The 14,641-nt window shown below is 39.4% G+C and carries 11 protein-coding genes; 4 read left to right on the top strand and 7 right to left on the bottom strand.

The features are described 5' to 3' along the window. Nucleotides 1–98: 98 nt before the first annotated feature. Nucleotides 99–1,790, top strand: coding sequence for an energy-dependent translational throttle protein EttA (gene ettA / locus KO529_RS21495; RefSeq protein WP_215949911.1), 1,692 nt, complete (start codon nucleotides 99–101; stop codon nucleotides 1,788–1,790). A gap of 97 nt (nucleotides 1,791–1,887) precedes the next feature. Here the strand turns inward: ettA and KO529_RS21490 are convergent, their stop codons facing one another. Then, nucleotides 1,888–2,688 (bottom strand): MBL fold metallo-hydrolase, encoded by an 801-nt coding sequence (locus tag KO529_RS21490; protein WP_215949910.1) that lies wholly within the window; start codon nucleotides 2,686–2,688, stop codon nucleotides 1,888–1,890. 12 nt (nucleotides 2,689–2,700) lie between these two features. Then, nucleotides 2,701–3,165: a GNAT family N-acetyltransferase gene (locus KO529_RS21485; protein ID WP_215949909.1), complete on the bottom strand. Its 465-nt coding sequence runs from the start codon at nucleotides 3,163–3,165 to the stop codon at nucleotides 2,701–2,703. Between the two features lie 173 nt (nucleotides 3,166–3,338). On the opposite strand from KO529_RS21485, the gene KO529_RS21480 reads away from it, so the two are divergent. Beyond that, nucleotides 3,339–4,226 (top strand): hypothetical protein, encoded by an 888-nt coding sequence (locus tag KO529_RS21480; protein ID WP_215949908.1) that lies wholly within the window; start codon nucleotides 3,339–3,341, stop codon nucleotides 4,224–4,226. A gap of 71 nt (nucleotides 4,227–4,297) precedes the next feature. Here KO529_RS21480 and fumC read toward each other — a convergent pair whose 3' ends face one another. From fumC to KO529_RS21465, 3 genes are all read right to left on the bottom strand, one after another. Then, nucleotides 4,298–5,695 carry a class II fumarate hydratase gene (fumC, locus tag KO529_RS21475; protein ID WP_215949907.1) on the bottom strand — a complete coding sequence of 466 codons (1,398 nt, stop codon included), beginning with the start codon at nucleotides 5,693–5,695 and terminating at the stop codon, nucleotides 4,298–4,300. A gap of 91 nt (nucleotides 5,696–5,786) precedes the next feature. Next, on the bottom strand, nucleotides 5,787–6,197 hold the full coding sequence (locus KO529_RS21470) for a thiol-disulfide oxidoreductase DCC family protein (protein WP_215949906.1): 411 nt from the start codon (nucleotides 6,195–6,197) through the stop codon (nucleotides 5,787–5,789). A gap of 17 nt (nucleotides 6,198–6,214) precedes the next feature. Beyond that, nucleotides 6,215–8,386, bottom strand: coding sequence for an endonuclease MutS2 (locus KO529_RS21465; RefSeq protein WP_215949905.1), 2,172 nt, complete (start codon nucleotides 8,384–8,386; stop codon nucleotides 6,215–6,217). A gap of 241 nt (nucleotides 8,387–8,627) precedes the next feature. Between KO529_RS21465 and KO529_RS21460 the strand changes: the two genes are divergently transcribed. Next, complete coding sequence (locus KO529_RS21460; protein WP_215949904.1) at nucleotides 8,628–9,677, top strand: DUF6340 family protein; 1,050 nt, start codon at nucleotides 8,628–8,630, stop codon at nucleotides 9,675–9,677. A gap of 309 nt (nucleotides 9,678–9,986) precedes the next feature. Beyond that, nucleotides 9,987–11,036 carry a DUF6340 family protein gene (locus KO529_RS21455; protein WP_215949903.1) on the top strand — a complete coding sequence of 350 codons (1,050 nt, stop codon included), beginning with the start codon at nucleotides 9,987–9,989 and terminating at the stop codon, nucleotides 11,034–11,036. A 71-nt stretch (nucleotides 11,037–11,107) separates the two neighbouring features. Here the strand turns inward: KO529_RS21455 and KO529_RS21450 are convergent, their stop codons facing one another. Both KO529_RS21450 and KO529_RS21445 read right to left on the bottom strand, forming a co-directional pair. Next, complete coding sequence (locus KO529_RS21450) at nucleotides 11,108–12,928, bottom strand: ABC transporter ATP-binding protein (RefSeq protein WP_215949902.1); 1,821 nt, start codon at nucleotides 12,926–12,928, stop codon at nucleotides 11,108–11,110. Then, nucleotides 12,928–14,637, bottom strand: coding sequence for a phospho-sugar mutase (locus KO529_RS21445; RefSeq protein WP_215949901.1), 1,710 nt, complete (start codon nucleotides 14,635–14,637; stop codon nucleotides 12,928–12,930). The genes KO529_RS21450 and KO529_RS21445 overlap by 1 nt, the downstream gene beginning before the upstream one ends. Nucleotides 14,638–14,641 lie beyond the last annotated feature (4 nt).

Raw genomic sequence — 14,641 nt, 5'->3', positions numbered from 1 at the left:
AACTTAGCACCATATTGGAAAATTAACAGCTAAATACTACTAGTAACCGGCCTGCCACTTATAATTAGAATAATCACAATTAATAATACATTTAAAATATGTCGGACGATAAGAAAGTAATTTTCTCGATGTCTGGGGTTACTAAAACGTACAAAACTGCCAATACCCCAGTATTAAAGAATATTTATTTAAGTTTCTTTTACGGAGCTAAGATCGGAATTTTGGGTCTTAACGGTTCTGGTAAATCTACCCTGTTAAAAATAATTGCAGGTGTGGACAAGAACTTTCAGGGGGATGTGGTTTTTTCCCCAGGTTATAAGGTAGGTTATTTGGAACAGGAACCTCTATTGGACGAGAATAAAACCGTTTTGGAAGTGGTGAAGGAAGGTGTGGCAGATACTGTGGCCATCCTGGATGAATACAATAAGATCAATGATATGTTCGGACTTCCCGAAGTATATGAGGATGCTGATAAAATGCAAAAACTCATGGATAAGCAGGCCGAACTTCAGGATAAGATAGATGCTACCAATGCTTGGGAACTTGACAACAAATTGGAAGTTGCCATGGATGCCTTGCGTACCCCGGACTCCGATAAGAAAATCGGAATACTTTCCGGAGGTGAAAGAAGACGTGTAGCGCTGTGCCGATTGTTGTTGCAAGAACCTGAAATTCTATTGCTGGATGAGCCTACAAATCATTTGGATGCGGAGTCTGTACATTGGTTGGAGCACCATTTGGCAGAGTACAAAGGAACCGTTATTGCAGTTACCCACGATAGGTATTTCTTGGATAATGTAGCCGGATGGATCTTGGAATTGGATAGGGGGGAAGGCATTCCTTGGAAAGGAAACTACTCTAGCTGGCTGGACCAAAAATCCAAGCGTATGGCCCAAGAAAGTAAAACAGCCTCCAAAAGACAGAAAATACTGGAAAGGGAGTTGGATTGGGTAAGACAAGGGGCCAAAGGTAGACAGACAAAACAAAAGGCGCGTTTACAGAACTATGACAAATTGATGAGCCAGGACCAAAAACAATTGGATGAAAAACTGGAGATCTATATCCCTAACGGACCTCGATTGGGGACCAATGTAATAGAAGCCAAGGGTGTAAGTAAGGCCTACGGGGATAAATTGCTTTATGAGGACCTTAATTTTAAATTACCACAGGCGGGCATTGTAGGTATTATTGGTCCTAACGGGGCTGGTAAAACCACTATTTTCCGCATGATCATGGGTGAGGAAAAACCTGACAAAGGGGAGTTTGTAGTTGGGGAAACGGCAAAAATTGCCTACGTGGACCAGAGTCATTCCAATATAGATCCCAATAAAACCATTTGGCAGAATTTCAGCGATGAGCAGGAATTGATCATGATGGGCGGTAGACAGGTAAATTCCAGGGCCTATTTAAGTCGATTCAATTTTTCGGGAAGTGAGCAGAACAAAAAGGTGGAAATGCTTTCCGGTGGGGAGCGTAACCGACTGCATTTGGCCATGACCCTTAAAGAAGAGGGCAACGTACTTCTATTGGATGAGCCTACCAACGATTTGGATGTTAACACCCTAAGAGCCTTGGAGGAAGGTTTGGAAAATTTTGCCGGTTGTGCCGTGGTCATTTCCCACGACAGGTGGTTCTTGGATAGGATTTGTACCCATATCCTATCGTTTGAAGGTGATTCCCAAGTATATTTCTTTGAAGGATCGTTCTCTGAATACGAAGAAAATAAGAAGAAACGTCTGGGAGGAGATTTAATACCTAAGCGACTAAAATATAAAAAGTTGGTACGCTAATTCAATTGACCTATTTAATAATACGCTGTTGCCACAAGAAATTGTGACAACAGCGTATTATTTTTAACAAATAGAGACCCCTGGTACTGTAAGACCCTTAATAATCTTCCTTGGGATACCAATCCAATTGTACTACCTCAATATTGGGATTCTTATCATTTACCAACGCCTTAAATTTGGCCACATCCCCAACATCGGGCTTTCCTCTATAATGATAGGGATAGACCTGCTTAGGTTTAAATTCCAGTACGGCATCCGCAGCACTTTCTACAGTCATAGTATAGGGAAGGTTCATGCATACAAAGGCCTTATCTATATTCTGTAAGGCCCGCATTTCAGGAATATCCTCGGTATCCCCGGAAAAATATATGCGTTCATTATTTTTACTGAGCACATACCCATTACCTCTTCCTTTAGTGTGAAAATCCTTAGCTTCTTCACGTAGGTTGTACATAGGTATCGCTTCAATGTTGATACCATAACGTTCTTTAGCTTCCCCATTATTTAAAATATCCAGTTGTGGAGTAAATTCGGCTGGAATCTTATCGGCTACTGCTTGTGGGACAATTATTTTGGCCTTACCGGTATTTAAAGCCTGCAGTGTTTCCAAGCTAAAATGGTCACCATGAATGTCGGTAATCAATATAAGGTCTGGCTCCTCGACACTGGCAAAGGCATCCTTGCCTCCAACGGGATCTACATATATTATGGTACCATCCCAATCCAAAACCGCAGTAGCGTGTTCTATTGGCGTGATATCAATACTAGAAAACGTATTTTCCGTCTTTAGGCCTATTGCTTCCGCTTTTTCTTGACTGGACTTGGATTTCTCCTTACATCCCATAGTCAATAGACCCATAAATAAAGCTGTTATAATAAGGTGTTTTGAATGGCGCATAATTAGCGTATTTTAAATTATTAATAATTCCATTTTAATGTCGCTCCTGGCATAAGGGAGATTTTTTTCGATTTCAATTTCTTTAAAACCATACTTTCTATAAATATAAAGGGCGTTTTCCAATTTGGTGCTGGAGTATAAAATTAATTTCTTCCAGGTGTTTTGTTTCGCTAGATCAATAGCAAAACGAAGAAGGGCTTGACCAATTTTTAATCCCTGATAATTTGGGTCTACAGCCATTTTACCCAATTCATATTCGTCGGTTCCCAATTCTATCAATGCAAAACATCCAACTATTTTGTCCTTGTACTTTGCAAAATAAATATATCCACCCTTATCAATAATGCTGGATTCACAATTTTCCAAAAGAAAGGTGTCCTTTGGTTCCACATAAAAGTACTTCTCCAACCAAGCTACATTAAGCTCCTTAAACCTCTTGGCATATTGGGATTCAAAGGGAATTATGTTTAAATCCATCTGTATTAAATCAATATACCCATAAAGTTAAGGTAAGCATTTTGTATTATTTGGAAGATATGTTAATTTTTTTTAACTAAAAAAATCTAAAATCCAAACCTGATCGTATATAGAGTGTTACAAACAAATAATTTTAAGGTTAAAAAAAAATTAAATAATTAATAATTACAATTATGACTGAAACAAAAAGTAATAATGGATTGAAGGTTATTGCAGGTTTATTAGGTGTAATTTTACTTGGGGTAATCATTTACACAGTAAGTTTATATCAGGATAAACAAAAGAACACTGCATTACTTACAAAAGAAAAAGAATTGGTTGTTGAAGATTTGACCAGTTTAAAATCAGAGTATGACAAAGCTATCTTGGAAAGCAACGCTACCAATGAAGAATTGGTTTCTGCTAGGGATAACATTGCAAAATACATTGATTCCGTTAAGACCATGAAAGCCGATATTGCCAGTCTTTATCGTTACAGAAAGCAAGTAGGTATCTTGACCAAAGAAAGAGAGCAATTAATAAGAAAAGTAGATTCTTTAACCAGATCCAATACTTTCTTGGCCATGCAAAGGGACAGTACCTATGTTGAATTGGAAAAACAAACAGTTTTCAATGATTCCTTAGTAGTACAGAACACTCAGTTGGCAGATGTTGTTTCCAAAGGTTCAGCTTTAAATTTATCCAAATTTTCTGTAGATGCAGTTAAGGAAAGAACAAGCGGAAAATTGGTTTCTACTTCTAGAGCTAAGGCTACCGACAAATTAAAAGTTTGTTTCACTGTTGCAGACAACGTAATTGCTCAAGCTGGTGACAGACAATTCTTTATTGAGGTTTTGGATCCACAAGGAAATGTATTGGGAGAAAGTTTCTCTAAAACAAGTGATTCCGGCGCTTCTGTAACTTACAGTAAAGGAACGGAATTCTACTATGAGAACCGCTCTTTGGACGTATGTGATTTCATTAACAAGCCAGCAAGTGAATTTCAAAAAGGGAATTATATGGTAAATGTTTATGATAACAATTTAAAATTATTGGGGACTTCCAAGTTTCAATTAAAATAAGGAACACTATCCATTTAAATAAAAAGGCCAATCTTTCGGGATTGGCCTTTTTTAATTATTGACTTCAAGTATTAATCCAAGGTACCTACCATATCTTCAGGTTTTACCCACTCATCATATTCTTCAGCGGTTACATATCCTAAATTAATAGCCTCTTCCTTTAAAGTAGTACCATTTTTATGGGCAGTATTGGCAATTTCCGCAGCCTTGTAATAACCTATTTTAGTGTTCAGGGCCGTAACCAACATTAAGGAATTGTTCAAAAGTTGCTTAATTACATCGTGGTTAGGTTCTATACCTACGGCACAATTCTCGTCGAAACTAACACAGGCATCCCCTATAAGTTGGGCAGATTGCAATATGTTCGCTGCCATCATAGGTTTAAAAACATTTAGTTCATAATGCCCTTGGGTTCCACCTACGGTTATGGCTACATCGTTCCCCATCACTTGGGCACAAACCATGGTCAGCGCCTCACATTGTGTTGGATTTACTTTTCCGGGCATAATAGAACTACCTGGTTCGTTCGCGGGAATAATAATTTCACCGATTCCTGATCTTGGTCCGGAAGCCATCATTCTTATATCATTGGCTATTTTATTTAGACTTACCGCCAATTGCTTTAAGGCACCATGTGTTTCTACTATGGCATCATGGGATGCCAAGGCCTCAAACTTGTTGTCAGCAGTTTTAAAGGGTAGTCCGGTAAATCTGGCTATATATTGTGAAACCAATACATCATAACCTTTGGGAGCATTTAAACCGGTTCCTACGGCAGTACCTCCAAGCGCCAATTCACTCAAATGATCCAAGGTATTGTCCAAAGCTTTTAGTCCATGATCCAGTTGGGAAACATAACCGGAAATTTCTTGGCCCAAGGTTAGGGGAGTGGCATCCATTAAATGCGTTCGCCCTATTTTTACCACCTTGGCAAATTCCTTGGATTTTTTATCCAACGTATTCCTAAGTTGCGTAATTCCCGGTATGGTAACTTCAACAATCTTTTTATAGGCCGCGATATGCATTCCGGTAGGAAAAGTATCGTTGGAAGACTGCGATTTATTTACATCATCATTGGGTTGAATCGTTTTTTCACCTTCCCCTATCTTTTTCCCAGCCAATTCATGGGCCCTATTGGCGATAACCTCGTTAACGTTCATGTTGCTTTGGGTCCCCGAGCCGGTTTGCCATATTACCAAAGGAAATTGATCATCGTGCTTACCATCTAAAATTTCATCGCATACTTGGGCAATTCGATCTCTTTTCTCCTCAGAAAGTACCCCCAACTCAAAATTAGCGTAGGCCGCCGCTTTTTTTAAATAGGCAAATCCATAAACTACATCCAAGGGCATTGATGCCGCCGGACCAATTTTAAAATTATTTCTCGAGCGTTCGGTTTGAGCTCCCCAATATCTGTTGGACGGCACTTTAACCTCGCCCATGGTATCCTTTTCTATACGGTATTCCATAATTTAAATTGAGTTTATTGATAATTACAAATTTACATTTATCTCGTTAAGTAATAAAATTTCCAAATGGGCTAAGAAGGTACTTTTCCTGTTATAAAAACTTAGATTTTAGTTCCGGAGTGGGAATCATACAGGCATCCTTTTTACCATACCATTTATACCTGTTCTTGGCAATATAGTCATACACCCAGTTTCTTATTTTTTCGGGTATCCATTCGAACACGCTTGTCAACTGCCAGACTCCTCCAAAAGACTGGGCAATTTTAAGGGCTGCGGTAGATTTGGTGTAATAGGCCACACCTGGCTCTATTAGAATAATGGAATCGATCTGGGAGGTATCTATCCCGCGTTCTTTAACTAAATTCTTTCCAATTTCGCTTTGCAGTGCTGCAAACTTATACGCATTGCTTTTATCGTGTTTAATAACGTACTGGACAGAACTATTGCAAAGGTTGCAAACTCCGTCAAAGAGAATTATTTTATTATTTTCAATCATTTCCATAGTGGTCCAACCACTTTTTACATTTTTCTTTCTACCAATTCCAGTTGGTCTACCGCAACATTAGTGGTAAAAATACCATAGTTGACAATAGCTTTGTTCTTTTCCAAACTATCTATACTACCTACGGCCTTTCCATCCATAAGGCGTACACGGTCGCCTACTTTAAATACCGGACGTGGCTTATTTTTTTCCTTTACTTCGGCTTTCTTTTTCTCAACTTTTTTCTTTTCGCGGATTACCTCCACCTTTTTTATCACCTCTTGTTCTACCTTGGCCTTCTTTTCCTTTTGGGCCTTTACTTCTTTTACAGTTTGTTTTTTGCGCTTACTATTCTCGGTTTCCACAATACGTATCAATTCAGAAACCAAATTACGCTTCTTTTTATCCTGAAAATATTTTTCCGCAGCCGTATTTACCTTATTTCCCAAATAGATCATCCGTTGGTTATGGTCGTACAGTTCCTGATAGTTTTCCAATTTGGATTTGATCTTGGAATTAAGGTCCTCCAATTTTTGGGCTTCCGTCCTGGCCTTGGATTCCTCTTCTTGAAGCCTGGAACCGGTTTTCTCCATTTTACTACGCTCCTTTTGAAGTTTGGCAATGGTGGCATCAAAACGGACCTTACCGCGCTCTATTTTCTTTTTAGCCTTGTTTATGAGGCTATAGGGAATGCCATTCTTTTGTGCCACTTCAAAAGTAAAGGAACTACCGGCCTGTCCCAATACCAATTGATAAGTGGGTTCCAACGATTTTCCATCAAAAAGCATATTGGCATTGGTAACATGGGGCAATTCATTGGCCAATAGTTTCAGATTGGCATAATGGGTGGTAATAACCCCGTAGGCACCTCTTTCATAGAACACCTCCAAGAAAGTCTCGGCCAGGGCACCACCCAATTCCGGATCACTCCCGGTTCCAAATTCATCGATCAGAAAAAGGGTCTTGTCGTTGCATCTACGCAAGAAATAATTCATGTTCTTCAATCGGTAACTATAGGTGCTGAGATGGTTTTCTATGGATTGGTTGTCCCCAATATCGGTCAGTACATTATCGAATAAACAGACCTTGGACCGCTCATGTACTGGGATCAACAAACCGCTCTGCAGCATTACCTGTAAAAGACCAATGGTTTTCAGGGTAATACTTTTTCCCCCGGCATTAGGTCCCGATATAACGATAATTCTGTTCTCGGGATGCAGGGCAATGGTTTGTGGATATGTTTTTTCTTTTTTGTATTTATTGCTCAAAAACAACAAGGGATGATAGGCATCCCTTAAATAAAGCTCCCTATTTTCACTAATTTCTGGCAAGAGAGCATCCATTTCCAGAGCATATTTTGCTTTGGACGCCGTAATGTCGATATGAACCAGAAAATCTTGATAAGCATATAATTCAGGCGCAAAAGGCCGTATACGGTTGGTTAGATCGTTCAGTATTTTTTGTATCTCCTCCCGTTCCTCGAATTCCAGGTTCCCGAGTTCCCTACTGTACCTAAGGGTAGCCTCCGGTTCAATGTAGACAATACTTCCAGTTTTGGAGGTTCCCATAACGGCTCCCTTTACTTTTTTTCGATACATGCTCTTTACGGCAAGTACCCGTCTATTATCTACAACGGATTCCCTGATCTCGTCCAAAAGTTCCGAGGCGTGATAGGTATTGAGCGCAGTGGCAAAACTTTGATTTATTTTGCCCTTAACCACAACCATTTGAGAACGGATATTTTGTAGGTTGTTGGAGGCATTATCCTTTATTTCCCCAAATTTATCTATGACAGCCTCAATATTTCGAGGAATTTCAGTATTCAGGGTAACACTATCGGAAACGGCATAAAGCAGGGGATAGTACTCCTTAAATTTTAAAAAGAACTTAATATGGGTTGCAACTGTGGTACAAATGGAACCTATTTTCTTGAATCCACCTACTTCCAAAGTGGTATTCTCAATTTTAAGGAGTTTCAACTCCGAATTAATGGCATCAAAGTTATGATTGGGAATCCTATTGTCGTTGGAGTAGGAGGCCAAATACTCGGAAGTCTGTCCCAAAACGTCCAATAATTCGGTTTTCTCGGATATTGGTTCCAAATTAGTTACCTGTTCCTTTCCGAGCTCTGTGGTGCATCGGGCAGCCAATTGCAGTAGAACGGTATTAAACTCGAGATCTTGAAGCGTTTTTGAACTTATTTTATTCATTTATTCAATTTTCCTTTCCATAAGGATTTATAACCTTCAAAGGTAAGGAATAGGTGCAATATGGGAAGACTGTAAATGCATGTATTTGTTGCCATGGTCCACCTTTTTTTAGTCTAAAGACCTGACCAAACTATAGAAAAGTAGAGGAATGTTGGTTCCTAGAACAATATTTTTGGCACAGTATATGTTTTATAGCTAGGCTATTACAATAGTTTTGTTTAGTAACCATTAAAACCACCACATGAAAAACCATAAATTAATACTCGGATATATTGGTATAGGAATTTTATTAATGTCCTGTAGTGCCACCAATAATTTAACGATGGGAGCCACAGAACCAGCCATAGTGCATCTTCCCAATGATATACAGAGAATAGGTATTATTAATAGAAGTTTGCCTTCTGAAGGCAATAAGCAAATTGACAAAATAGACCAGATATTGTCCGCCGAAGGACTTAATCTCGATAAAAAAGGGGCCGAAGTTGCCATTAACGCTTTGTCCGATGAATTGGCAGGCACAGGAAGGTTCGAAGAAATACTTATTTTGGATAACGAAACTGAAATAAGAAAAGGACTGGATGTCTTTCCGGCCAGCTTGTCCTGGGAGACAATAGAAGAGATTTGTGCGGCCAACGGTGTTGATGCTATTTTTTCCTTGGCATTTTATGATACGGATACACAGGTTTCCTATAAACCATCCGTAATGCAACTTCCCAATAGTTTGGGAGTTAAAGTGTCGGTACCGGCCCATGAAGTCACTCTGAACACACTTATAAAAAATGGATGGCGTATCTATAACCCCCGTACCAGACAAATCGTGGACGAATTTATGTACACAGACCATTTGGTATCCTCAGGAAGAGGTATTAACCCGGTAAAGGCAATAGAAGCCGTAGCTCGCAGGAACGAAGCTGTTGAAGAGTTAAGCAAAAATATTGGTTATGCCTATGGGTCCAGGATATCCCCATATAGACATAGGATCACTAGGGACTACTTTGTACGTGGAACCGACAATTTCGTAGTGGCCAAAAGAAGGGCACAAACCGGGGATTGGCAAGGTGCTGCCCAACTTTGGGAAAAAGAATTGGGTAATTCCAAGTCGAAAATTGCAGGAAGGGCCTGCTACAATATGGCGATAATAAATGAGATCAACGGGGATTTGAATGCCGCCATGGATTGGGCTTCAAAGTCTTACGCGGATTATGATAATAAGGATGCGCTTAGATATTTAAATATTCTTAAATACCGATTATCACAAAATGAAGTCTTGGAGCAACAAGCATCGCGATAAACTTAACTGTCCTCTATAAGGAATATTTCATTGGAATATAACAACTTAAAAGTCCGTTATCCATAAAATTGGAAACGGACTTTTTTAATTAAATACATATTCTTTTAACAAAACTACAGTTTCGGCAATGTTTCTAAAACTAAATCAAAAACGCTGTTACAAAGGCAATTTTCCTGAAAAAAAGGCAAAATAGCCCTAAAATTCAATGGTTTAGGGGAGAATGGACAATATTTCCCCTATAAAATGAGTTTTACAAAGGTTATGATATTACGTCTAATTTTTTTTAAGATCGAATTTATTTTACAAAGCATGAGCAAGTTTTGTTTCCAGTTTTTTTTATTTAGCCTTATAGCTTTAACTGTAGGTTGCGGTTCCACTAAAGAAATTGTACTTCAAACCATGGAACCTTCACCTGTACATATTTCTCAAAAAATTAAAAGGATAGGCATCGTTAATAGGAGCATACGACCAGAGGTAGAAGAGGATGAAACAGGCCTTAACAGAATGGTGGCCGCCGAAGAGCAATGGCTTTTGGAGCAGGGGAGGAATGCTGCCCTTACAGGATTGTTCAACGAATTGCTAAAGGACAATCGTTTTGAAACTATTAAAATCCTGGATTCGGTACCTCAAGAAATTTTGCATTTTGAGATGGTAAACGATTCTATTTCATGGACCTCTGTCGAAAACATTTGTAATGCGTACGATGTGGATGCCATATTTTCTATGGCCTTTTTTGATACGGAAACCACAGTATCCATAAAGAAAACATCTATGATGCAACCAAACCTCATGAGGGTGAAGGTAAAGGTACCGGCCCAAGAGCTTACCTTGGAAACCCTTATTGAAAATGGATGGAAAATATACTATCCAAAATCAAAGGAAATTATTGATGAGATAGTATTTAACGATCAAATTATATCCAAGGGGAAAGGCACCAATCCTTTAGAGGCTTATAAGGCCATAGAGGGCAGAAAGGAAACCCTTGTGGAACAGAGCAAGGCCACGGGCAGCAACTATGGACAGCGACTATTACCGTTCGAAAACAGTGTTGAGAGATCATATTTTGTTCGTGGCACCACCAATTTCGAACAGGCTTGTGTGTTAGTGGAAAATGGGGACTGGCAGGGAGCATCACAACTTTGGGAAAAGGAATTGGATAATTCCAATTCCAAAATTGCCGGCCGCGCCTGTTACAATATGGCAGTTATGCACGAAATTAATGGCGACTTGACTGCAGCTATGGATTGGGCATCAAAATCCTATAAGGACCATAAAAACAAGAATGCCATGGAATATTTGGATATACTTAAATATAGGTCTTTCCAAAACCAAATTTTGGAACAACAGGTTTCTAGATAATTATACAATCAAATAGTCCAAAGTACAATTATCAAGTGGACCACCACAATGTTTTAAGGCTTGTACAAGCCTTAAAAAGACTGCATGGTGACCAACTTTTTGTAAACTCCATCTTTTTCCATTAGTTGTGTATGGGAACCTTGTTCCACAATCTCACCCTTTTGCAAAACTACTATAGTATTGGCATTTTGTATGGTGGAAAGCCTGTGCGCTATGACAATGGAGGTTCTATTCTGCATCATTTTTTCCAAAGCATCCTGAACCAATCTTTCGCTTTCCGTATCCAAGGCAGAGGTAGCCTCATCCAGAATCATAATAGGCGGGTTTTTAAGAACGGCCCTGGCAATGGACAGCCTTTGTTTTTGTCCGCCGCTTAATTTATTTCCGCTATCCCCAATATTGGTATTATATCCTTGGGGCAGCTCACTAATGAAATCGTGGGCATTGGCTATTTTAGCGGCTTCAATTATTTCTTCCTCCGTGGCATCCTCTTTTCCGAGTCCAATATTATTTTTAACGGTATCGTTGAATAAAATAGAATCTTGGGTAACAAGTCCCATTAAATTGCGAAGTGATTTTTTGCTAAAATCCCGAATATCGATACCATCAATTTTTATCTCACCCTCATTAACATCATAAAAGCGTGTCATTAGGTTGGCAATTGTACTTTTTCCGCTTCCGGATTGGCCTACCAGTGCTACGGTCTGGCCTTTGGGAACCTTTAGGTTAAATTTTTTCAGCACATACTCATCCTCATATTTAAAGGAAACATTTTTAATGTCTATTCCTTGTTCAAAATTGGGTTTTACAACAGCATCCTTCTTTTCAACAATTGGATTTTCGGTTTCCAAAATTTCCAATACCCGCTCTGCAGCAGAGTTTCCCTTTTTCACGCCGAAGGAGGCCTTACTAATAGCTTTTGCAGGAGTAAGTATGTTGTAAGCAAGTCCCATATAAGCAATAAACGAGGATGCATCCAAGGTTTTATCTATCAGTACCATTTTTCCTCCGAACCAAAGTAAGACCCCAATGACCATTATTCCCAAAAATTCGCCTGTGGGAGAAGCCAGGTTTTGTCTGTTCAATAACTTGTTTGAAAAGTGAAAAAATCTGTTGGTGGAAGTGGTAAAGGTTTTATAAAACCGGGATTCGGAATTAAAGGCTTTTATAACTCTTAGGCCACCCAAGGTTTCTTCTACTATTGATAAAAACTCCCCTTGTTCCCTTTGTACCCGATCCGATTTCTTTTTCAGGGATTTTCCAATCCTCGAAATGATCATACCTGCAATAGGAATAAAAATAAACACGAAGAGGGTAAGTTTTGTACTTATCCCGAACATGATCACTATGGTAAACAGTATGGTCAATGGCTCTCTAACAATGAGCTCCAAAATGGACAGGAAAGAATGTTGAATTTCCAAAACGTCGGAAGTAATACGTGCAATTACATCGCCCTTTCGCTTTTCGGAATAATAGGAAATGGGCAAATCCACTATTTTGGCGTACATCTTGTTCCTGATATCTTTTAGTACCCCGTTTCTTAGAAAGGTAATAAAATACATGGCCAGGTAATTGAAGAAGTTTTTTAGTAGGAAAAGAATCAATACCAATCCAATGACCAAGACCAAGCCTTTCATTTCATCATCACCGGAATATGCATTGACCCTATAGTTTATATAGTCCTGCAAATAATCCTTTAATTGCCCCATCCCTTCATAGACCGGTTCTACCAAAATCTTTTTCTCCGGCTTAAAAAGCACGTCCAACATGGGAATTAGGGCCGCAAAGGAAAGGGCACTGAAAAGGGCATATAGAATATTGAAAAAAATGTTTAAAAAACCGTATTTACGGTAGGGTTTCGCAAAGCGAAGAATCTTTTTAAAATACTCCATTAACCTATATTCAGTTCTTTAAGGATTCTTTCAATTTTAGCATCCAACTCGGCATCTACTTTTTTGTAATCGGCCGCGTTCTTCAATTTGGTGTTGATACTAAAATAAAATTTGATCTTAGGCTCCGTACCGCTGGGCCTGGCAGCCATTTTGGTGCCATCTTCGGTAATGTATATCAATACATTGGATTTTGGAATATCTATTGGGGTTACCTTACCTGTTATTACGTTTTTAGAAGTCGCCGTATTGTAATCTTCAACGGTTACCACTTTGGAACCATCGATAGCTTCAACGGGATTGTCCTTGAAATCGATCATCATTTGTTTAATTTCTTCCGCTCCCGACATTCCTTTCTTGGTCAAGGAAATCAATTTTTCCTTAAAGAACCCGTAGTCCACATAGCAATCTATAAGGTCCTTGTAGAACGAACTGCCGTTTGCTTTGGCGTTGGCGCCTATTTCACAAGCCAATAGGGTAGAGGTTACCGCATCCTTATCGCGTACAAAATCCCCTACCATAAAACCAAAACTTTCCTCGCCACCACCAATAAAAGGCTGGTCCGGGAAATCCTTGATCATTTTGGCTATCCATTTAAAACCTGTAAGGGCGGTCTTGCATTCCACCCCATAGCCCTTGGCCAAAGAGTCCATCATTGGCGTAGAAACAATGGTGGAGGCAATAAATTCCTTTCCTGTAATTCCTTTTTTCTTCCTTTGATCCAACAAAAACTTGGTCATCATGATCATGGTCTGGTTGCCGTTCAAAATCTTCATTTCGCCCTCCAAGTTGCGCACCGCCACTCCTAGACGGTCACTATCCGGATCGGTACCAATAACCATATCCGCACCAATTTCCTCTGCCTTTTTAATGGCCATGAATAGGGCCTCGGGCTCTTCAGGGTTTGGCGATACTACAGTTGGAAAATCACCATCTGGTTTGGCCTGTTCCTCAATAACGGTAACATTTTTATACCCGGCCCTTTTAAGTACCTCAGGGATTACGGTAATAGAAGTTCCATGAAGGGAGGTAAAGACAATTTTAAAATCGTCTTTGCCCTTGGCATTGAAGTTCCCATTTTTAACCGATGCTTCAATAAAGGCTTCATCTACCTTTTTGTCTATTAATTCTATTAAACTTTCATCCGCATTGAATTTGATGTCCTCAAAAGCAAGGCTATTTATTTCGCTAACTATGGCACCGTCCTGAGGTGGTACTATTTGTCCCCCATCTGTCCAATACACTTTGTAACCGTTGTATTCCGGTGGGTTATGCGAAGCCGTTAAAACAATACCGGCGTGGCAGTTAAGGTATTTTACAGCGAAAGATAGTTCAGGGGTAGTTCGCAGTTCCGAAAAAAGGAAGACTTTAATACCATTGGCAGCAAAAACTTGGGCAACGGTCCTGGCCAAAGTGTCACTATTATGTCTACAGTCATAGGCAATGACTACTTTTACCTGTTCCTTATTATAAACTTGCTTTAAGTAGTTACTAAGGCCTTGGGTACTTTTTCCCAAAGTGTACTTATTTATTCTATTGGTACCGGCACCCATAATTCCGCGCATCCCACCAGTCCCAAATTCAAGGTTCTTATAAAAGCGGTCTTTTAACTCTTCGGTATTGTTGTCAATTAACTTTTGAATCTCGTTTTTGGTCTTGTCGTCGAAAAAATCGGTCAACCAATTTTTGGCGTTTTTCAGTATGGCTTCCATAGTC

It is taken from the genome of Arenibacter algicola, from assembly GCF_018860365.1.
In the GTDB taxonomy this organism is placed as follows: domain Bacteria; phylum Bacteroidota; class Bacteroidia; order Flavobacteriales; family Flavobacteriaceae; genus Arenibacter; species Arenibacter algicola_B.
This window is presented reverse-complemented; position numbering and strand designations above follow the sequence as displayed.